The following is a 22569-nucleotide window of genomic DNA, read 5'->3' as shown; positions in this document are numbered from 1 at the left end:
CGTTCTATAGGGTTGGCGCTTGAAGAGTGCGGGTAAATTGCCGTCAGGGCTATTACCGATTGGTCATTGGTGGAGTGCAAAAAAAGCGCCGGTCAGGGCAAGGCGGGCAAAAGCGCACGCCGATCCGCTGCCAGAGCCGGCAGCAGAGCGGTCGCGAAGATTTGTAAGGGGATTATTCGAGCTGCGGGATATCAGCGTGAGGTGTGGCGCTTCTGTGCCGCGGGAGTAGCGAGATAGCGGGTGATCACCTCTACGCCACGGTTGAGGTGCTGCTCAAGCAATTCGAGCGAACGAGGGACGTTCTTCTCGATCACGGCCTGGAGCATGGCACGGTGGTCATCCTGGGACAGAGTACCCAAGCCCATCGCCTCCAGATTGAAGCGCAGAAAGCGCTCTTCTTCATTCAGGCCATCCTCCACCAGGCGCAGCAGTCGCTGGTTCGGCGCCTTGCTGTACAAAGCCATGTGGAACAGACGGTTGAGACGGCCGATCTCGTTGTAGTCGTGTTGCGCTTCAAGCTCATCGATATAACCGGCAGCGAGTTGATGCTCGGCGTCGGTCAGCAACGGAATCGACTGCCGCAATGCCTCGGATTCGAGCAGAATGCGCAATTCGTAGGTTTCGGTGGCATCGCCCTGGATCAGCGGCGCGACCACGGCGCCTTTGTGCGTGGTGACGCTGAGCAGCTCCTGCGCTTCGAGCTGGCGCAAGGCCTCGCGCACCGGCATGCGACTGACCCCGAACAGATCGGCCAGATCCTGCTGGCGGAGCGCAGTGCCGCAGGGCAGGCGCCCGTCGAGAATGGCCGAGCGCAGGGTTTCTTCAATCACCGCCCGGGCCAGATGCGCAGGAATCGGTCCTTCGACTTTGATGCTGTGCAGCGGTTTGGGCTTCTGAGTCACGACAACACACCCTGTAGGTCGCAATATTTGGATCCAAATGACACTAGTGATTGCTCTACAGGTTGTCAAACCTTGTAAAACATAACGCTGCAATCTCAAGTCTAGCGCGTGTTCAATGATCTCACGGTGCCATTGTTTTTTGCCGGGCTAAGCTTCACCATCAAACGCTTCCTTTCTGTCCTCCTGGAAACTGCAGTGGCGGTACGTTTCGCGATCCCTCGGACCTTGCGCTGGCTTGGCTGCGCATTGCTGCTGGCCGGCGTCATGCTGGGCGGTCTGCACGCCGATTGGGATTTTTCCGCGATCAGCCGCAAGGCCACTGCTCTCTATGGGCCACTGGGCGCCGGGCAGCAGCGCATCGATGCCTGGCAGAATCTGCTGGCGACGCAGAAGCAGGCCAGTGAGATGGACAAGCTCAAAGTCGTTAACCTGTTCTTCAACAAGCAGGTGCGTTACGTCGAAGACATCGATCTGTGGCGCGAAGTGGATTATTGGGAAACCCCGATCGAAGCGCTGTGGAAGGGCGCCGGTGACTGCGAAGACTACGCCATCGCCAAGTATTTCAGCCTGCGTCATCTCGGCGTTTCCAGTGACAAGCTGCGCATCACCTACGTCAAGGCGCTGCGCCAGAACCGCGCGCACATGGTGTTGACGTACTATGCGACCCCCGATGCCATGCCGCTGGTGCTCGACAGCCTGATCGATCCGATCCAGCCGGCGTCGCAGCGGACCGATTTGCTGCCGGTCTACTCTTTCAATGCCGAAGGTCTGTATTTGCCCGGCGCCAAGGGCAATAAAAAGGTCGGCGACACCAAACGCCTGTCGCGCTGGCAGGATGTGCTGAAAAAAATGCAGGCCGAAGGTTTTCCGGTCGAGACGATTAACTAGGAGCACGCGCTCAGATGTCTTTGTTCAAACAGCTGTTGATCGCTATCTGTCTGTTCCTGGTCGTGGCCTTCACCGGCAGCTTCATGGTCAGCCTGGAGAGCTCGCGCACCCAGTACGTCAACCAGTTGCGCTCCCACGCGCAGGACGCGGCGACGGCGCTGGCGTTGTCGCTGACGCCGAATATCGACGACCCGGCGATGGTCGAGCTGCTGGTCAGCTCGATCTTCGACAGCGGTTATTACGCGAGCATCCGCGTGGTCGACGTGAAGACCGACCAGACCATCGTCGAGCGCATTGGCACGCCGGCGGTGAGCAATGTGCCGGACTGGTTCGTCAAACTGATCGGCCTCGAGCCGGCCGGTGGCGATGCGCTGGTCAGCCGTGGCTGGGAGCAGGCGGCGCGGGTCGAGGTGGTCAGCCATCCGATGTTCGCCGTGGCCAAGCTGTGGCAGAGCGCGCTGGGCAGCCTTGGCTGGTTGCTGATCTGCGGTGCATTGAGCGCGGTGCTCGGCGCGCTGTTGCTGCGTCGGCAGTTGAAGCCCCTCGATTACATGGTCCAGCAGTCCCATGCGATTGCCCGCCGCGAGTTTCTCAGCCTGCCGGATCTGCCGCGCACGCCTGAATTGCGTCGCGTGGTGCAGGCGATGAATCAGATGGTCGAGAAGCTCAAGACGCTGTTCCAGGAGCAGGCCGAACGCAGTGAAAAACTGCGTACCGAGTCTTATCAGGACAACCTCACCGGCCTGGCCAACCGCCGCTATTTCGAGATGCAACTGAACAACCGCGTGAGCAACCCGGAGCAGGCCAGTTCCGGTTATCTGCTGCTGTTGCGGGTCAAGGATCTGGCGGGGCTCAATCAGCGTCTCGGCGGCCAGCGCACTGATCAGTTGCTCAAGGCCGTCGGCGAGCAACTGACCCGCGAGTGCGCCAGATACCCGCAAACCCAAGACTTGGTAACGCGTATTCGCGGCGGTGAATTCGCCGTGCTCGCCCCCGGGCTGGTGCGCGAGGAAGCATTACAGTTGGCGCAGAATCTCGACAACGCCTTGAGCAGCCTGCACGCCACTGGCGCGACCGATGTGCCGGCGGTGGCTTCCATCGGGCTGGCGCCGTTTGCCCATGGTGATTCACCACAAGCGGTGCTGACCCTGGGCGATCAGGCGCTCGCACAGGCCGAAGGACAGGGCGAGCAGAATTGGGCGTGCATCGATCAGAGTCTGGTGGCGGAGGTCGGTGACGATCATCACGCCTGGCATCGACTGCTGGATCAGGCCTTGAGTCAGCAGCGTTTCGAGCTGTACTTCCAGCCGGTGGTCGCTGCGCAGGACACGCAACTGGTGCTGCATTACAAGGTGCTGTCACGCCTGCTCGACGAGCAGGGCCAGACCATTCCCGCCGGACGCTTCCTGCCTTGGCTGGAGCGCTTCGGCTGGACCGCACGGCTCGATCGCCTGATGCTTGAACGCGTGCTCGAGCAGATGAAAGGGCACGAGGATTCGCTGGCGCTGAACCTGTCCTCGGCAACGCTGGCCGACCCGCAGGCGCTGAACAAAGTCTTCGAGATTCTGCGCGCGCATTCCAATCTCGGCGCGCGGCTGACGCTGGAAATCGGTGAGGAGCAATTGCCTGAACAGGCAGTGCTGGAGCAGTTGACCCGACGCCTGCGCGAGCTCGGTTTCTCGCTGAGCCTGCAGCGCTTCGGCGGGCGCTTCAGCATGATCGGCAATCTGGCGCGGTTGGGTCTGGCGTACTTGAAGATCGATGGCAGCTACATCCGCGCGATCGATCAGGAGAGCGACAAGCGCCTGTTTATCGAAGCGATCCAGCGCGCGGCGCATAGCATCGATCTGCCGCTGATTGCCGAACGGGTCGAGACTGAAGGGGAGCTGTCAGTGATTCGCGAGATGGGCCTGTATGGCGTGCAGGGGCAGTTGCTCGGTGAGCCGAAGCCCTGGGCCCTGAACTGATCGTTCCCACGCTCTGCGTGGGAATGCAGCCCGTGACGCTCTGCGTCACAACGGTGACGGGCCGTGATAACTAAGTTGCGGTCGGAACGCGGAGCGTCCCTTGATGCATTCCCACGCGGAGCGTGGGAACGATCATTGTGGGAGCGAGCCTGCTCGCGAAAGGGCCAGTCCAGTCGGTGAAGATCCAGGATCAGATCAACCCGCCTTCATCCTCATCGATCAACTGGCTCAAGCCGCCCAGCGCTTCACGCGCCTGGGTGCGGTCCATCAGTTTGGCCTGGGCCGCCGCCGGCAGGTCGGTGACGCGGATCACGCCTTTCTGGGTCAGCACCTGAATCAGGTCGTCGAGTACCCGAATCATTTCAAAGTCGCTCTGCTTGAGCTGTTTGAGGCTGTTTTCCACGGCTTCGTTGGCGTACCACGCCTGAATTTCATGGTTATCGGCGGGCAGCGTTTCCGTGGCCTCGGCGTACGCCGCAGCTTCCACGCGAATCAACTGGCCTTGCGCATCGCGTTGCACGTAAAACATTGAGCATCCCTCACAAATGAACAGCGTCATGCTGTCAGCAGCATAGCCAACTGCGCGCCAGTATGCGGGGCGACGATCAAATCGTCACCGCTGCATCGCCCGCAAACGCGACGGCCGCCTCACAGGAGGCGGCCGTTTTGGTTTCAGCCTCAGCTGTTGTTGTGGTCGACCTTGATGGTCGGATCGCTGCCGGCAATCAGGTTGTGCAGGTTGGCGCTCGCCCAGTTGTTGCCTTCCAGTTTGATCGTCACGTCCGGCGTGGCCGCAGCGGCATCGCCCGAGTTGAATTTGCCCGCCGAGCTGACTTGCAGCGACGACGTGCCATCGACCGTGGTGATCTTCAGGAAGTTGTCGATCGTGCTGCCGGTTTCGCCCTGCAACAGGTCGCGCAGGTCGATGCGGTCGCCTTCGCTGGCTTTGAAATCCTTGATCACGTCGTTACCGGTGTCGCCCGATTTCCAGACGAAGGTGTCGCCACCGGAACCGCCAATCAGGATGTCGTTGCCCTGACCGCCAATCAGCGTGTCGTTGCCAGTGCCGCCGAGCAGGATGTCATTGCCTTTGCCGCCGTCGAGCAGGTCGGTGCCACCCGAGCCGAACAGGATGTCATTGCCTGCGCCACCCAGCAGCGTGTCGTTGCCATCGTGCGCACCGGACACATCGAACGCCTGATAGTGCTCGGTGATGTACTGGTGCACGTTGCTAGTGCTGACTTTGCTGACATCGACGCCGGTTTCCTTGGCGACGAACGCCTGCATCGCCTGGTAACCCTCGCCGGCAATGCCGTTGAAGCTGACCAGATCGCCGAACAGGATGTCGTTGCCTTCGCCGCCGTTGACGGTGTCGTTACCTGGCATCGTCGCTTCGGTATGGCCGATGATCGAGTTGGCCAGATCCTTCGGATCGATGTTGGTTTGCGGCGTTTTGTCCGAGTCGTACGGCTTGAGGTCGTTGAGGCTGACGTCGTTGTTCAGGCCAATGGCTTCGACGTTCGACAATCCGCTCAACAAGGCAAAGCCGCTGGTCGAGTTGCTGGTGGTCGACGAGTTGGTGCTGTTACCGGTACCGGCCAGGTTCGACAGCTCGTAAGTGCCGTCACCCTGAGCGTGAATGGTGCCCAGATTGCTGCTGCTCCAGCCCCACCACGAACTGTAGGTCTGCAGAGTCACGGTGCCGGCACTGTTGATCGTCAATGCGTGAGTGTTGTCGATGTAGGTGCTGAAGGTGTCGCCCGGCTTGTAGTTGCTGGTTTTCACCACGTCGTCGAGCTTCACATTGCCATACAGCGTCGGATTGGTTTGCTCGCCGGTCTGGTAATAGGTCGGCTGGCCATCAGTGATGAAGTACGTCAGGTTTTTCGCGCCGCTGTTGGCCACCGCGTCGGCACTCTGGAACCAGTTGGCCGTGGTCTTGAACACGTCCTCGTAGTTAGTGCCGCCACCGGAGCCCATCGAATCCAGCACGGCTTTGAGTTGCGCCAGCGCATTCGGGTCGTTGAGATTCACCGACACCGACTTGTTGACCTGGGTATCGAAGTCCACCAGGAAGATATTCACCGTGCCCGAATTGCTGCCGCCCAGACTTTGCTTGAGGCTGTTGAACACCGAGGTCAGCGAGTCTTTCGCAGCGTTCAGCGACGAGGCGCTCATGCTGCCCGAGCTGTCGACCATGAATGCGATGTTGTAATTGGTGCCCGGGACCACGGTCAGGCCGCCGATGTCTGCGACGATGATGTCGTTGGCGTCGGTGCCGGTGACGTTGTCGTCACCCGAGGTGGCGGTGACCGCGTTGTACACCGCAGGCACTACCGTGACCGGAATGGTCGCGCTGCTGCTTGCCGAGCCGCCGACCTGTTCGGTGGACGTCGAAGTCACGGTCAGGTTGAACTGGCCGTTGTAGTAGGTCGGCGGAGTCACGGTCAGAGAGCCGAGGTTCCAGCCGGTGACGTTGGCTTCGCCATTGTTCGCGGTAACGGTGAAGGTATGACCCGCGCCATCGCTGAGCACCGAGCCGACCGGCGCGCCGCTGATTTTCACGCTCAGGGTTTCCGAGCCGTCGGTGTCGGTCAGCGCGGTGCTGATCGCCGACAGTTTCACCGTGGTGCCTTCGGCGCCGGTGTTGAGCTTGTAGCCGTCGTAATAGCCTTCGCCATTAGTGCCGTGCAGATCGGAGACGGTCACGCCCGAGTTGATCAGGTCCTGCACACCGGTGTAGATCGGCACGCCGGCGTTGCTCAGATCGATCGGCGTGCCGCCGTTGACCGACAGGTTGACGTCGTAGCTGCCCGGGCCGCTCTGGTTGTGATGGTAGATGTTGAGTGTGTAGTAACCGCTGGTGGTCGGGGTGAACGAACCATTGATCGCACCGCCCGCGCCCCAGGTACCGGAAGCCACGTTCTTGCCGCCGATGGTGATCAGCAGGCTGTCATCGGCCACGCCGCTGAAGCTGTAGGTCTTGCCGGCTTCCAGATAGATCAGGCCAGAGGTCTTCGAAGCCGTACCGGCCGCGACGCTGCCATCGGACTGCACATTGGTGATGTTACCGCTGGAGTTCGGCTTGCCGGCCGCATCGATCACACTTTTCAGAGTGGTCGAGTTCGCGCCGCTGCCGTCGGTGCCCAGGCCCGACAGACCGGTCCAGACTTCCTTGATCAGGCCGGTGGATTTCACACTGTTGTCAGCCACGGCTACGGTCGGCGCATCCGCCACTGGCGTGATGTCGATCTTCACTGTGCCGGTGCTGCCCAGCGCCTGGCCGTCGGTAGGCTGGAACTTGATCTGTGCGTAATCCGCCTGATTGTTGCCCAGACCGGTGCCGCCGTAACCGTTGCTGCCCGACTCGTTGGCATCCGGCAGGAAACGCAGCTTGCCAGCGTCGATGTCAGCCTTGCTGAAGGTCTGGTTGTTGGCCACATCCTTCCAGGTAGAACCGTCCAGATACTGCAGTTTGCCCTCGCCCGGCAGCTGCGTGATCTTGATTCCGAGGCTGCTCGCCGGGCTGTCGACATCGCTGACGCCAAAGGTCGACCAGCCGAGTACCAGCGGCGTGTCTTCAGTGCCGGTGACATTGCTCGGCGCGGCGACCGGTGCATCGTTGACCGCCACCACGTTGACCGTGGTCGTCGCGGTGTTCGAGTAGTTGCCGCCATCGGTCACCGTCACGGTGATGATGCGTGGCACGGTGCTCGGGTTTTCGCTGCTGTTGGTGAAGCTGATGTTCTTGATGGCCTGCATGTAGTCGGCCAGGGTCGCGTTACCCGAGAGGGTCAGGGTCACCGTGCCGTTGGTGCTGTTGGCATTGATGGTGATGCCATTGACGCTGTTGCCCAGATTCAGCGCATCGCCGTCCTGACGGTTGGTCAGCACCACGGTGGCCCCGGTCAGCATCGTGCTGTCCGGGTCGGTGATGCTGATGTCGGTGTCAGCGATCGACACGCCGGCGCCCGGGGTGTTCTCGGTGAACGTCACTTTGTAATCGGCACCGGTCGCACCGCTGGAGTTGTTGGCATCCAGATCGAGTACCGGAGGTGCATCGTTATCGATGATCGAGGTGCTGACGCTGCCATTGGTGCTGCTGACCGCGAGGTTCTCGAAGTTGCCACCGGTAGCCGAATCGATCTTGACCACGAAGTTCTCGGTGCCTTCGGTGATCTTGTCATCGAGGGTGGCGACGTTGAACTGCGCGCTGCTGGCGCCCGCCGGGATCTTCACGGTGTACACGCCAGTGAAGTCCGAACCGTCGGCGGCGGTGCCGCTGTAGACGATTTTCAGGGTCACTTCGGTCTGCGCCGGGTGATTGAGGCTGACGGTATAGCTGGCGGTCTGGCCTTCGGTCACCGAACTGCTGCCGGTGATGCTGACGGTGGTGGTGTCGACGGTGTCGGTGACGCTGGTCACCGCTGGCGTGGTGCTCGGTACCAGTTTTTCGAAGCTGCCTCCGGTGGCGCTGCTGATGGTCGCCTGCACGGTGCCGGCGTCTTTGTAGACGTCGTCAGCTGGCGCTGGAACGTTCACGGTGCCGGTGGTTTCGCCTGCCTTGATGGTGATCACGGCACCATTAGACAAGGTTACGGTCACTGGCGAGCCAGCGGCGTTGGTCAAGGTCGCGGTGTAAGTGATCTGGCCACCTTCAGCCACCGAGTTTGTTGCCGACAGCGACAGGCTGGTGGTGTCGACGGTGTCGGTCACGGTGGTGCTGACTGGCGTTTTGTCCGCCACCAGATTTTCGAAATTGCCGCCGGTTACGTTAGTGATCGAATTGGTGATCGGCGCGTTGCCGGTCAGCGCATCGTTCGGTGCGATGGCCGTTACGGTGCCGGTGGTCTGGCCGACCGCGATCGTGATGTTCTGGCCGTTGGCCAACGTTACGACAACTGGCGAACCGGTGACGGGGGCGCCGACGGTTGCGGTGTAGACGACATTGCCGCCTTCTGCCGCTGTGGCGGTTGCGCTCAGTTTTACGGTGGTGGTGTCGATGGTGTCCGTAACACTGGTCACGGCAGGCGTGCTGCTGGTCACCAGGTTTTCGAAGTTGCCGCCAGTGGCTTTGCTGATGGTTGCCTGCACGGAACCGGCATCTTTATAGACGTCGTCGGATGGTGCCGGAACGGTGGCGGTGCCAGTGGTTTCACCGGCCTTGATGGTGATCACGGCGCCGTTCGACAGGGTCACGGTCACAGGCGAGCCAGCGGCGTTGGTCAGGGTCGCGGTGTAAGTGATCTGGCCACCTTCGGCCACGGAACCAGTCGCACTCAGCGAAAGGTTAGTGGTGTCGACGGTGTCAGTCACGGTGGTGCTGACTGGGGTCTTATCGGCGACGAGGTTTTCGAAATTGCCGCCGCTGACGTTGGTGATCGTATTGGTGATCGGCGCGTGGCCGGTCAGTGCATCATTCGAGGCAACAGCGGTTGCCGTGCCAGTAGTCTGACCGACGCCGATGGTGATGGTCTGGCCGTTAGTCAGAGTCACCACGACAGGCGAACCGGTAACTGGCGCGCCGACGGTTGCGGTGTAAGTCACGGTACCGCCTTCGGCTACCGAAGTATCGGCGGTCAGTTTGACGGTCGAGGTGTCGATGGTGTCAGTGACCTGAGTAACCGCTGGCGTAGTGCTTGGTACCAGGCTCTCGAAGTTGCCACCGGTAGCGCTGGTGATCGTCGCCTGTACGGAACCGGCGTCTTTGTAGACGTCGTCGGACGGGGCTGCCACGTTCACGGTGCCGGTGGTTTCGCCAGCCTTGATGGTGATCACGGCGCCGTTCGACAGGGTCACGGTCACTGGTGAGCCAGCGGCGTTGGTCAGTGTCGCGGTGTAAGTGATCTGACCACCTTCGGCCACGGAGCCAGTCGCACTCAGCGACAGGTTAGTAGTGTCGGCAACATCGGTAACTGCGGTCGAAACCGGAGTTTTGTCCGCAACCAGATTTTCGAAGTTGCCGCCGCTGACGTTGGTGATCGCGTTGGTGATCGGCGCGTGGCCGGTCAGTGCATCGTTCGAAGCAACAGCGGTTGCAGTGCCAGTGGTCTGACCGACGCCGATGGTGATGGTCTGGCCGTTGGCCAAAGTGACCACCACTGGCGAGCCGGTAACCGGTGCGCCCACGGTTGCGGTGTAAGTCACGGTGCCGCCTTCGGCCACCGAGGTATCGGCGGTCAATTTGACGGTCGAAGTGTCGATGGTGTCAGTGACCTGAGTAACCGCTGGCGTAGTGCTTGGTACCAGGTTCTCGAAGTTGCCACCGGTAGCGGTTTTAATCGTTGCCTGCACCGAGCCGGCATCTTTGTAGACGTCATCGGACGGTGCTGGAACGGTTGCGGTGCCAGTGGTTTCACCGGCCTTGATGGTGATCACGGCGCCGTTCGACAAGGTGACTGTCACTGGCGAACCAGCGGCGTTGGTCAATGTCGCGGTGTACGTAATCTGGCCACCTTCAGCCACCGAGTTGCTGGCGCTCAAGGACAGATTTGTAGTGTCGGTAACGTCGGTGACAGAAGTCGAAACCGGAGTGTTGTCCGCAACCAGATTTTCGAAGTTGCCGCCGCTGACGTTGGTGATCGCGTTGGTGATCGGCGCGTGGCCGGTAAGTGCATCGTTCGAAGCAACAGCGGTTGCAGTGCCAGTGGTCTGACCGACGCCGATGGTGATGGTCTGGCCGTTGGCCAAAGTGACCACCACTGGCGAGCCGGTAACCGGTGCGCCCACGGTTGCGGTGTAAGTCACGGTACCGCCTTCGGCTACCGAAGTATCGGCGGTCAGTTTGACGGTCGAGGTGTCGATGGTGTCGGTGACCTGGGTAACCGCTGGCGTAGTGCTCGGAACGAGGTTCTCGAAGTTGCCACCGGTCGCGGTTTTAATCGTTGCCTGCACCGAGCCGGCATCTTTGTAGACGTCATCGGACGGTGCTGGAACGGTTGCGGTGCCAGTGGTTTCACCGGCCTTGATGGTGATCACGGCGCCGTTCGACAAGGTCACGGTTACAGGCGAGCCAGCGGCGTTGGTCAATGTCGCGGTGTAGGTTATCTGGCCACCTTCAGACACCGAATTGCTGGCGCTCAGGGACAGGTTGGTTGTATCGGCAACATCCGTAACTGCGGTCGATACAGGCGTTTTATCCGCCACCAGATTTTCGAAATTGCCGCCGGTTACGTTAGTGATCGAGTTGGTGATCGGCGCGTTGCCGGTCAGCGCATCGTTCTGAGCAACAGCGGTTGCAGTGCCAGTGGTCTGACCGACGCCGATGGTGATGGTCTGGCCGTTGGCCAAAGTCACGACGACCGGCGAACCGGTAACTGGCGCACCGACCTTGGCGGTGTAAGTCACCGTACCGCCTTCAGCCACCGAAGTATCGGCGGTCAGTTTGACGGTCGAGGTATCGATGGTGTCGGTAACCGTCGTGACGGCCGGAGCAGTGCTCGGAACAAGGTTTTCGAAGTTGCCACCGGTAGCGCTGGTGATCGTCGCCTGCACGGAACCGGCATCTTTGTAGACGTCATCGGACGGTGCCGCAACGGTTGCGGTGCCGGTGGTTTCGCCAGCCTTGATGGTGATGACGGCGCCGTTCGACAAGGTCACGGTCACTGGCGAACCAGCGGCGTTGGTCAATGTCGCGGTGTAGGTGATCTGGCCACCCTCGGCAACCGAATTGGTGGCGCTCAAGGTCAGATTGGTGGTGTCGACGGTGTCAGTCACGGTGGTGCTGACTGGGGTCTTATCGGCGACGAGGTTTTCGAAATTGCCGCCGCTGACGTTGGTGATCGCATTGGTGATCGGCGCGTGGCCGGTCAGTGCATCGTTCGAAGCAACAGCGGTTGCAGTGCCAGTGGTCTGACCGACGCCGATGGTGATGGTCTGGCCGTTAGTCAGAGTCACCACGACAGGCGAACCGGTTACCGGCGCGCCGACGGTGGCGGTGTAAGTCACGGTGCCGCCTTCGGCTACCGAAGTATCGGCCGTCAGTTTGACGGTCGAAGTGTCGATGGTGTCGGTGACCGTCGTGACGGCCGGAGCTGTGCTCGGAACAAGGTTCTCGAAATTGCCACCGGTGGCGCTGGTGATCGTCGCCTGCACGGAACCGGCATCTTTGTAGACGTCATCGGACGGTGCCGCAATGGTTGCGGTGCCGGTGGTTTCGCCAGCCTTGATGGTGATCACTGCACCGTTCGACAGGGTCACGGTCACTGGCGAGCCAGCGGCGTTGGTCAGGGTCGCGGTGTACGTAATCTGGCCACCTTCAGCCACCGAATTGCTGGCGCTCAGGGACAGGTTGGTTGTGTCGGCAACATCCGTAACTGCGGTCGATACAGGCGTTTTATCCGCCACCAGATTTTCGAAATTGCCGCCGGTTACGTTAGTGATCGAGTTGGTGATCGGCGCGTTGCCGGTCAGCGCATCGTTCTGAGCAACAGCGGTTGCAGTGCCAGTGGTCTGACCGACGCCGATGGTGATGGTCTGGCCGTTGGCCAAAGTGACCACCACTGGCGAGCCGGTAACCGGTGCGCCCACGGTTGCGGTGTAAGTCACGGTACCGCCTTCGGCCACCGAGGTATCGGCGGTCAGTTTGACTGTCGAAGTATCGATGGTGTCGGTGACCTGGGTAACCGCTGGCGTAGTGCTTGGTACCAGGTTCTCGAAGTTGCCACCGGTAGCGGTTTTAATCGTTGCCTGCACCGAGCCGGCATCTTTGTAGACGTCATCGGACGGTGCTGGAACGGTTGCGGTGCCAGTGGTTTCACCGGCCTTGATGGTGATCACGGCGCCGTTCGACAAGGTGACTGTCACTGGCGAACCAGCGGCGTTGGTCAATGTCGCGGTGTACGTAATCTGGCCACCTTCAGCCACCGAATTGCTGGCGCTCAGGGACAGGTTGGTTGTGTCGGCAACATCCGTAACTGCGGTCGATACAGGCGTTTTGTCCGCCACCAGATTTTCGAAGTTGCCGCCGCTGACGTTGGTGATCGCGTTGGTGATCGGCGCGTGGCCGGTCAGTGCATCGTTCGAAGCAACAGCGGTTGCAGTGCCAGTGGTCTGACCGACGCCGATGGTGATGGTCTGGCCGTTGGCCAGAGTCACGACGACCGGCGAGCCGGTAACCGGTGCGCCGACGGTGGCGGTGTAAGTCACGGTGCCGCCTTCAGCCACCGAAGTATCGGCGGTCAGTTTGACCGTCGAAGTGTCGATGGTGTCGGTGACTTGGGTGATCGCTGGCGTAGTGCTCGGAACGAGGTTCTCGAAGTTGCCACCGGTCGCGGTTTTAATCGTTGCCTGCACCGAGCCGGCATCTTTGTAGACGTCATCGGACGGTGCCGGAACGGTGGCGGTGCCAGTGGTTTCACCGGCCTTGATGGTGATCACAGCGCCGTTCGACAAGGTGACGGTCACAGGCGAGCCTGCGGCGTTGGTCAGTGTCGCGGTGTAGGTGATTTGGCCACCTTCAGCCACCGAATTGCTGGCGCTCAGGGACAGGTTGGTTGTATCGGCAACATCCGTAACTGCGGTCGATACAGGCGTTTTATCCGCCACCAGATTTTCGAAATTGCCGCCGGTTACGTTAGTGATCGAGTTGGTGATCGGCGCGTTGCCGGTCAGCGCATCGTTCGCAGCAACAGCGGTAGCAGTGCCAGTGGTCTGACCGACGCCGATGGTGATTGTCTGGCCGTTGGCCAAAGTCACGACGACCGGCGAGCCGGTAACCGGTGCGCCGACGGTGGCGGTGTAAGTCACGGTGCCGCCTTCAGCCACCGAAGTATCGGCGGTCAGTTTGACCGTCGAGGTGTCGATGGTGTCGGTAACCGTCGTTACGGCCGGAGCAGTGCTCGGAACAAGGTTCTCGAAGTTGCCACCGGTAGCGCTGGTGATCGTCGCCTGGACGGAACCGGCGTCTTTGTAGACGTCATCGGACGGTGCCGGAACGGTGGCAGTACCGGTGGTTTCGCCAGCCTTGATGGTGATCACGGCACCGTTCGACAGGGTCACGGTTACTGGTGAGCCGGCGGCGTTGGTCAGTGTCGCGGTGTAAGTAATCTGCCCACCTTCGGCCACGGAGCCAGTCGCACTCAGCGACAGGTTAGTGGTGTCGGCAACGTCAGTGACAGAAGTCGAAACCGGAGTTTTATCCGCCACCAGATTTTCGAAATTGCCGCCGGTTACGTTGGTGATCGCGTTGGTGATCGGCGCGTGGCCGGTCAGTGCATCGTTCGAAGCAACAGCGGTTGCAGTGCCAGTGGTCTGACCGACGCCGATGGTGATGGTCTGGCCGTTGGCCAGAGTTACCACAACTGGTGAGCCGGTAACCGGAGCACCAACGGTGGCGGTGTAAGTCACGGTGCCGCCTTCAGCCACCGAAGCATCAGCAGTCAGTTTGACGGTCGAAGTGTCGATGGTGTCAGTGACCTGAGTGATCGCTGGAGTGGTGCTCGGCACGAGATTTTCGAAGTTACCACCGGTGGCACTGGTGATCGTCGACTGGACGGAACCGGCGTCTTTGTAGACGTCATCGGACGGTGCAGGAACGGTTGCGGTGCCGGTGGTTTCGCCCGCTTTGATGGTGATCACCGCACCGTTCGACAGGGTCACGGTCACTGGCGAGCCAGCGGCGTTGGTCAGTGTAGCGGTGTAAACAATCGAACCACCTTCGGCCACGGAACCGGTCGCACTCAGCGACAGGTTAGTGGTGTCGGCAACGTCGGTGACAGAAGTCGAGACAGGTGTTTTGTCCGCCACCAGATCTTCGAAGTTGCCGCCGGTCACGCCAGTGATCGAGTTGGTCAGTGGAGCATTACCAGCCAACGCATCATTCGGCGCGGTGAAAGTCGCAGTCCCGGAAGTCTGGCCAACAGCGATAGTGATGTTCTGACCATTGGCCAGAGTCACAACCACAGGCGAGCCGGTGACTGGCGCGCCGACGGTGGCGGTGTAAGTCACGGTGCCGCCTTCAGCCACCGAAGTATCAGCAGTCAGTTTGACGGTCGAGGTATCGATGGTGTCGGTGACAGTCGTCACGGCTGGAGCAGTGCTCGGTACCAGGTTCTCGAAGTTGCCACCGGTAGCGCTGGTGATCGTCGCCTGTACGGAACCGGCGTCTTTATAGATGTTATCCGACGGTGCTGGAACGGTTGCGGTGCCGGTGGTTTCGCCAGCCTTGATGGTGATCACGGCGCCGTTCGACAAAGTCACGGTTACAGGCGAACCAGCGGCGTTGGTCAATGTCGCGGTGTACGTAATCTGGCCACCTTCAGCCACCGAGTTGCTGGCGCTCAAGGACAGATTTGTAGTGTCGGCAACATCGGTAACTGCGGTCGCTACCGGAGTTTTATCCGCCACCAGATCTTCGAAATTGCCACCGGTCACGCCAGTGATCGAGTTGGTGATCGGAGCATTACCGGCCAACGCATCGTTCGCAGCAACAGCAGTTGCAGTGCCAGTGGTCTGGCCGACGCCGATGGTGATGGTCTGACCGTTGGCAAGCGTAACGACAACTGGTGAGCCGGTAACCGGAGCGCCGACGGTGGCGGTGTAGGTGACAGTGCCGCCCTCAGCCACCGAAGTATCGGCGGTCAGTTTGACCGTCGAAGTGTCGATGGTATCGGTGACATTCGTCACCGCTGGAACCGCGCTCGGAACAAGGTTCTCGAAGTTGCCGCCGGTCGCACCCTCGATGGTCACTTCTACTTTACCGGCATCTTTATAGACGTCGTCTTTCGGTGCGTCGACGGTCACGGTGCCGGTAGTTTTACCCGCGTCGATGGTGATCGTGGCGCCGTTCGACAGGGTCACAGTCACCGGTGTGCCGGCCGGGTTGGTCAGCGTTGCGGTGTAGGTAATCTGGCCGCCTTCGGCGACCGAATCGCTGGCGGTCAGGTTCAGGTTGGTGGTGTCGGTGGTGTCCGATACCACGGTGTCGGCGGGCTTGCCGTCGACCACGAGTTTTTCGTAGTTGCCACCGGTGGCGCCGTCGATGGTTACGCTCAGCGAGCTGCCGCCCGCCAGCGGGCTGTTCGGCGCGACGTAGTTGACGCTGCCGGTGGTTTCGCCAACAGCGATGGTGATGGTCTGGCCGTTGGAAAGGCTCACGACCACCGGCGAACCGGTCACTGGCGCGCCCACGGTGGCGGTGTAGACCACGGTTTCGCCTTCGGCAACGTTCGCGGTTGCGCTCAGCGACACGGTGGAAGTGTCGATGGTGTCGTTGACCGTGGTCACCACCGGCTCTTTGCTGGTGACGAGGTTTTCGAAGTTGCCGCCGGTTGCGCTCTGGATGGTCGCTTCAACGCTGCCGGCGTCTTTGTAGACGTCGTCTTTCGGAGCATCGACCGTCACGCTGCCGCTGGTTTTGCCGGCCTCGATGAGGATGGTCGCACCGTTCGAAAGAGTCACGGTGACCGGTGTGCCGGCGGCGTTGCTCAGGGTTGCGGTGTAGGTAATCTGGCCGCCTTCGTTCACCGCGCCGGTCGCGCTGAGCGACAGGTTGGTGGTGTCGACGGTGTCGGTCACGGTGGTGCTGACCGGGGTCTGGTCGGCAACAAGGTTTTCGAAGTTACCGCCGCTGACGTTGGTGATCGAGTTGGTCAGCGGCGCGTGGCCGGCGAGGACGTCGTTCGGCGCGGTAGTGCTCACGCTGCCGCTGGTCTTGCCGACTTCGATGGTGATGTTCTGACCGTTGGCCAGGGTCACGACCACAGGCGAACCGGTAACCGGAGCGCCCACGGTGGCGGTGTAGGTGACGGTGCCACCTTCGGCCGCGGTTTCGGTGGCGGTCAGTTTGACCGTCGAGGTGTCGACGGTGTCGGTGACATCAGTAACCGCTGGCGTGGTGCTCGGCACCAGGTTTTCAAAGTTGCCGCCGGTGGCATCCTTGATTGTGACTTCAACTTTTCCGGCGTCTTTGTAGACGTCATCGGCAGGTGCCGGAACGGTGACGGTGCCGCTGGTTTTGCCGGCCTCGATAGTGATCACCGCGCCGTTGCTCAGATTCACGGTGACCGGCGTGCCGGCCGGGTTGCTCAGAGTCGCGGTGTAGACAATCGAACCGCCCTCGGCCACAGAGCCGGTCGCGGACAGCGACAGGTTGGTGGTGTCGGCGACGTCAGTCACCGAGGTCACCGCCGGGGTCTGGTCAGCCACGAGATTTTCGTAATTGCCACCGCTGGCGCCGTCGATTTTCACGCTCAGGGTGTTGCCGCCGGCCTGTGCATCGTTCGGCGCGGTGAAGTTGACGCTGGCACTGCTGGCGCCAACCGGAATGGTGATGGTCTGGCCGTTGGACAGGGTCACCAGCACTGGCGAGCCAGTGACCGGTGCGGTCACCGACGCGGTGTAGACAACCACGCCGCCTTCTACCGCGCTGGCGCTGGCAGTCAGCGAAACAGTGCTGGTGTCGACGGTGTCGGTGACATCAGTTACCGCAGGAGTCTTGTCGATCAGCAGATTTTCAAAATTACCGCCGCTGGTTTTGGTGATGCTCGCATCGACCTTGCCGGCGTCCTTGTACACGTCATCGCCAGGCGCGGCGACGGTCGCAGTGCCAGTGCTCGCACCCTTGGCAATGTTGATTACCGCGCCGTTGCTCAGGGTCACGCTCATGGCGGTGCCGGCCGGATTGCTCAGGGTCGCCGTGTAGACGATCGAGCCGCCTTCGGCCACGGAACCGCTGGCGCTGAGGCTGATGTTGGTGGTGTCGACGGCGTCGGTGACTTTGGTCACCACAGCCGAACGATCGGCCTCGACGCGCTCGAAATTGCCGCCGCTGTGGCTGGCGATCGCCGTCCGCACGTTGCTGCCATCGATGTACGGGGTGTTGGCGGGCGCCGGGAAATTCACCGAGCCGCTGGTAGCACCGGCCGCGATGTTGATCACCGCGCCGTTGGCCAGGGTCACGGTCATCGCAGTGCCGGCCGGGTTGCTCAAGGTCGCGGTGTAGGTGATCTGGCCACCTTCGCTGACGGTATCGCTGGCGGTCAGGGTCAGTGCGGTTGTGTCGACCGTGTCGTTGACCGTCGTGCTGACCGGGGTCTTGCTGACGTCGAGTTTTTCGAAGTTACCGCCGCTGGCGTCGGTCATGGTTACGGTGAGCTTGCTGACGTCCTTGTAGACGTCATCGCTCGGTGCGGCAATCGTCACCGAACCGCTGGTCTTGCCGGCTTCGATGGTAATGGTCTGGCCATTGCTCAGGTTGACGGTTACCGGCGTCTGCGCGGCGTTGGTCAACGTTGCGGTGTAAGTGATCGAAGAGCCTTCGAGCACGTAGCTTTCCGCGCTGAGGGTCAGGTGCGTGGTGTTGACCGTGTCGGCAACATTGGTCACCGCCGGCGTCGGGTTGGGTACCAGGCTTTCGAAGTTGCCACCGGTGGCGTCCTTGATCGTCACTTCGACTTTGCCGGCGTCTTTGTAGACGTCATCGGCCGGCGCCGGAACGGTCACGGTGCCGGTGGTCTTGCCGGCTTCAATGGTGATGACCGAGCCGTTGCTCAGATTCACGGTCACAGGCGTACCGGCCGGATTGCTCAGCGTCGCGGTGTAGGTGATCTGCCCGCCTTCGTTGACATTGCCGGTGGCAGTCAGCGCAACGCTGGTGGTGTCGACGGTGTCGGTCACGGTGGTGCTGACCGGAGTCTTGTCGGCGATTAGATTTTCGTAGTTGCCGCCGCTGACGTTGGTGATCGAGTTGGTCAGCGGTGCGTGACCGATCTGCACGTCATTCGATACCGGGGCGGTAACGCTGCCGGTGGTCTGGCCGACGGCGATGGTGATGTTCTGGCCGTTGGCCAGGGTCACGACAACCGGCGTGCCGGTGACGGGTGCGCCGACAGTGGCGGTGTAGGTGACGGTGCCGCCTTCAGCGACCGAGGTGTCGGCGGTCAGTTTGACCGTCGAAGTATCGATGGTGTCGGTGACTTGAGTGACCGCTGGGGTGGTGCTCGGGACGAGGTTCTCGAAGTTGCCGCCGGTGGCACTGGTGATTGTGGCCTGCACGGAACCGGCGTCTTTGTAGACGTCGTCGGACGGAGCCGGGAAGGTCACATTACCGCTGGTTTCGCCTGCCTTGATGGTGATGACGGCGCCGTTTGACAAGGTTACCGTCACTGGCGAGCCAGCAGCATTGGTCAAAGTCGCGGTGTAAGTAATCTGGCCGCCTTCAGCCACGGAAGCGGTCGCGCTCAGCGACAGATTGGTGGTGTCGGCAACGTCGGTGACGGAGGTCGACACTGGAGTTTTGTCCGCCACCAGATCTTCGTAGTTGCCACCGCTTACGCCAGTGATCGAGTTGGTCAGCGGAGCGTTGCCGGTCAAGGCATCGTTCGGCGCGGTGTAGGTCACGGAGCCAGTGGTCTGGCCGACAGCGATGGTGATGTTCTGACCGTTAGCCAGAGTCACGACCACAGGCGAGCCGGTGACCGGAGCGCCAACCGTGGCGGTGTAAGTCACGGTGCCGCCTTCAGCGACCGAAGTATCGGCGGTCAGCTTGACCGTCGAAGTGTCGATGGTGTCGGTGACTGTTGTCACGGCTGGCGCAGTGCTTGGAACCAGGTTCTCGAAATTGCCACCGGTAGCGCTGGTGATCGTCGCCTGCACGGAACCGGCATCTTTATAGACGTCATCGGACGGTGCAGCAACGGTTGCTGTGCCGGTGGTTTCGCCTGCTTTGATGGTGATCACAGCGCCGTTCGACAAGGTCACGGTCACTGGCGAGCCAGCTGCGTTTGTCAGCGTCGCGGTGTAAGTGATCTGGCCGCCTTCGGCCACGGAACCGCTGGCGCTGAGGCTCAGTCCGGTGTCATCGATCGAGTCGGTGATGGTGGTCACCGCAGGCGTGGTGTTCGGCACCAGGTTTTCGAAATTACCACCGGTAGCGCCAGTGATCGTTGTGCTGACGGTGCTGCCATTGTTGTACACGTCATTGGCCGCAGTCGGCACGTTGACGGTGCCAACGGTTTCGCCAGCCGCAATGGTGATGGTCGAGCCGTTCGACAGGGTGACGGTTACCGGGGTTTGCGCCGGGTTGGTCAAGGTCGCGGTGTAAGTGATCTGACCGCCTTCAACGATGTTGTTGGTCGCGGTCAGGGTCAGGCCGGTGTTGTCGACCGAATCGGTAATCGTGGTGACCGCAGGCGTCGCGTTCGGCACCAGGTTTTCGAAATTACCACCGGTAGCGCCAGTGATCGTTGTGCTGACGGTGCTGCCATTGTTGTATACGTCATTGGCCGCAGTCGGCACGTTGACGGTGCCAACGGTCTCGCCGGCCGCAATGGTGATGGTCGAGCCGTTCGACAGGGTGACGGTTACCGGGGTTTGCGCTGGGTTGGTCAAGGTCGCGGTGTAGGTGATCTGACCGCCTTCAACGATGTTGTTGGTCGCGGTCAGGGTCAGGCCGGTGCTGTCGACCGAATCGGTAATCGTGGTGACCGCTGGCGTCGCGTTCGGCACCAGGTTTTCGAAATTGCCACCGGTAGCGCCAGTGATCGTTGTGCTGACGGTGCTGCCATTGTTGTAAACGTCATTGGCCGCAGTCGGCACGTTGACGGTGCCAACGGTCTCGCCGGCCGCAATGGTGATGGTCGAGCCGTTCGACAGGGTGACCGTTACCGGGGTTTGCGCCGGGTTGGTCAGGGTTGCGGTGTAGGTGATCTGACCGCCTTCGACGATATTGTTGGTCGCAGTGAGGGTCAGGCCGGTGTTATCAACCGAATCAGTGATCGTGGTAACGGCTGGCGTGGTGTTTGGCACCAGGTTTTCAAAGTTGCCACCGGTAGCGCCAGTGATCGTGGTGCTGACGGTGCTGCCGTTGTTGTAAACGTCGTTGGCCGCAGTCGGCACGTTCACGGTGCCAACGGTTTCGCCCGCAGCAATAGTGATGGTCGAACCGTTCGACAGGGTGACGGTTACCGGGGTTTGTGCCGGGTTGGTCAGGGTTGCGGTGTAGGTGATCTGACCGCCTTCAATAATGTTGTTGGTCGCGGTCAACGTCAGGCCGGTGTTGTCGACCGAATCAGTGATCGTGGTAACGGCTGGCGTGGTGTTTGGCACTAGGTTTTCGAAATTGCCACCGGTAGCGCCAGTGATCGTTGTGCTGACGGTGCTGCCATTGTTGTATACGTCATTGGCCGCAGTCGGCACGTTGACGGTGCCAACGGTCTCGCCGGCCGCAATGGTGATGGTCGAGCCGTTCGACAGGGTGACGGTTACCGGGGTTTGCGCCGGGTTGGTCAAGGTCGCGGTGTAAGTGATCTGACCGCCTTCAACGATGTTGTTGGTCGCGGTCAGGGTCAGGCCGGTGTTGTCGACCGAATCTGTGATGGTGGTAACGGCTGGCGTCGGGTTCGGCACCAGATTTTCGAAGTTGCCACCGGTAGCGCCAGTGATGGTGGTGCTGACAGTGCTGCCATTGTTGTAGACGTCATTGGCCGGCGTCGGCACGTTCATGGTGCCAACGGTTTCGCCAGCCGCAATGGTGATGGTCGAACCGTTCGACAGGGTGACGGTTACCGGGGTTTGCGCCGGGTTGGTCAGGGTTGCGGTGTAGGTGATCTGACCGCCTTCAATAATGTTGTTGGTCGCGGTCAACGTCAGGCCGGTGTTGTCGACCGAATCGGTGATCGTGGTAACGACTGGCGTCGGGTTCGGCACCAGGTTTTCAAAGTTGCCACCGGTAGCGCCAGTGATGCTGGTGCTGACAGTGCTGCCATTGTTATAGACGTCATTGGCCGGCGTCGTCACGTTGACGGTGCCGGTAGTCTGGCCCGCGCCGATGGTAATGGTCGAACCGTTCGACAGGGTGACGGTTACCGGGGTTTGTGCCGGGTTGGTCAACGTCGCCGTATAGGTAATCTGACCGCCCTCAGTCACGCTTGAGCCAGCCGTCAATGTAACAGTGGTGGTGTCGACGGTGTCAGTCACTTGCGTGGTCGCCGGGACGGTCGGCGGGGTCACGGTAATTCCGTTGCCGCCGCTGGTGCCGGTGACGGTCACGTCGATTTGGGTCGGGTCGTTGTAGACCGTGTCGTTCGGCGCCAGCGGCACGTTTACGGTGCCGGTGGTGGCGCCGGCCGGGATGACGATCACTGCGCCATTGGACAGGGTGATGGTCAGGTCGGTCAGCGGCGCCTGGGTCAGGGTCGCGGTGTACACCAGCACGCCGCCGGCTTCGGTGATGGTCGGCGTGGCGCTGAGGCTCAGGGTCGAGTCACGCAGCGCGTTGGTGGTGGTGTCGGTGGTCAGGCCGCCGGTGGTGTCCTGCGCGACTTGGCCGGCAGAATTGATGCCCGCCGTCGGAAAGCCAATGGTCGGATCGACGCGGCCAGCGGTGGCGTCGAGCATGACAAAACTGTGACCACCACCGGCGGCGCCACCGGTACCTGCGGCGGTCGGGCCGGCCGCAGTGGATTCAAGTGCGGTGGTCGGGTCGACACCAGCGGCAATGGCTTGCTGCAGTTCTTCTACAGAAGGCGCAGCCTGCGCCGTGGCTTCGGCCAGGTCAGTGCTGGAGTCAGGCGAGCTGGCACTCCACTGGGTGTCGCGGCCCAGATCGAGCATGCGGCCATCGGCCAGTTCCAGCGACACCGCGCCGGACAGACCGGTATCGATCTGGTCGCCGACATACAGGCGATCGCCTTCAACGAGTACGCGACGCACGCCCTCTGGGGACACCACGAAAACCTGACCGACAATGCTTTTGACGACGGCAACAACACTGCTCATTGAAGACTCTCCGGGGTGTCACATTCAGTTGACTTCCATGGGCCTGACGGGCGTCGGCGCCACTTCAGTCTGGACGTACTTTCTATAAATGGATA

General features: G+C 61.2%; 5 protein-coding genes. 2 read left to right on the top strand and 3 right to left on the bottom strand.

Annotation, left to right across the window (positions count from 1 at the left end):
- Positions 1–191: 191 nt before the first annotated feature.
- Positions 192–902 (bottom strand): GntR family transcriptional regulator, encoded by a 711-nt coding sequence (locus ACMYUN_RS14005; protein WP_415760912.1) that lies wholly within the window; start codon positions 900–902, stop codon positions 192–194.
- 195 nt (positions 903–1097) lie between these two features.
- Between ACMYUN_RS14005 and lapG the strand changes: the two genes are divergently transcribed.
- The gene (lapG, locus tag ACMYUN_RS14000; protein ID WP_039764200.1) at positions 1098–1790 is read left to right on the top strand and encodes a cysteine protease LapG; all 693 of its coding nucleotides are present in this window, start codon (positions 1098–1100) and stop codon (positions 1788–1790) included.
- A gap of 14 nt (positions 1791–1804) precedes the next feature.
- Positions 1805–3757, top strand: a complete 1953-nt coding sequence (gene lapD, locus ACMYUN_RS13995) for a cyclic di-GMP receptor LapD (RefSeq protein ID WP_415760911.1) — start codon at positions 1805–1807, stop codon at positions 3755–3757.
- Positions 3758–3947: 190 nt separating this feature from the next.
- On the opposite strand, the gene ACMYUN_RS13990 is transcribed toward lapD, so the two are convergent.
- Both ACMYUN_RS13990 and ACMYUN_RS13985 read right to left on the bottom strand, forming a co-directional pair.
- A complete protein-coding gene (locus ACMYUN_RS13990; RefSeq protein WP_016772279.1) occupies positions 3948–4286 on the bottom strand; it encodes a hypothetical protein in 339 nt (112 codons plus the stop codon).
- Positions 4287–4435: 149 nt separating this feature from the next.
- Positions 4436–22474, bottom strand: a complete 18039-nt coding sequence (locus ACMYUN_RS13985) for a LapA family giant adhesin (protein ID WP_415760910.1) — start codon at positions 22472–22474, stop codon at positions 4436–4438.
- Positions 22475–22569 lie beyond the last annotated feature (95 nt).

Source organism: Pseudomonas sp. CP4, assembly GCF_047758505.1.
GTDB classification, from domain to species: domain Bacteria; phylum Pseudomonadota; class Gammaproteobacteria; order Pseudomonadales; family Pseudomonadaceae; genus Aquipseudomonas; species Aquipseudomonas fluorescens_AO.
Note: the sequence above shows the minus strand (reverse complement) of the source record. Positions and strands in the feature narration are given on the sequence as shown.

Bases quoted from the DNA above. Each gene is read 5' to 3' on its own strand.
- lapD (WP_415760911.1), top strand. From the start codon at position 1,805: ATGTCTTTGTTCAAACAGCTGTTGATCGCTATCTGTCTGTTCCTGGTC.
- ACMYUN_RS13985 (WP_415760910.1), bottom strand. From the start codon at position 22,474: ATGAGCAGTGTTGTTGCCGTCGTCAAAAGCATTGTCGGTCAGGTTTTC.
- ACMYUN_RS13990 (WP_016772279.1), bottom strand. From the start codon at position 4,286: ATGTTTTACGTGCAACGCGATGCGCAAGGCCAGTTGATTCGCGTGGAA.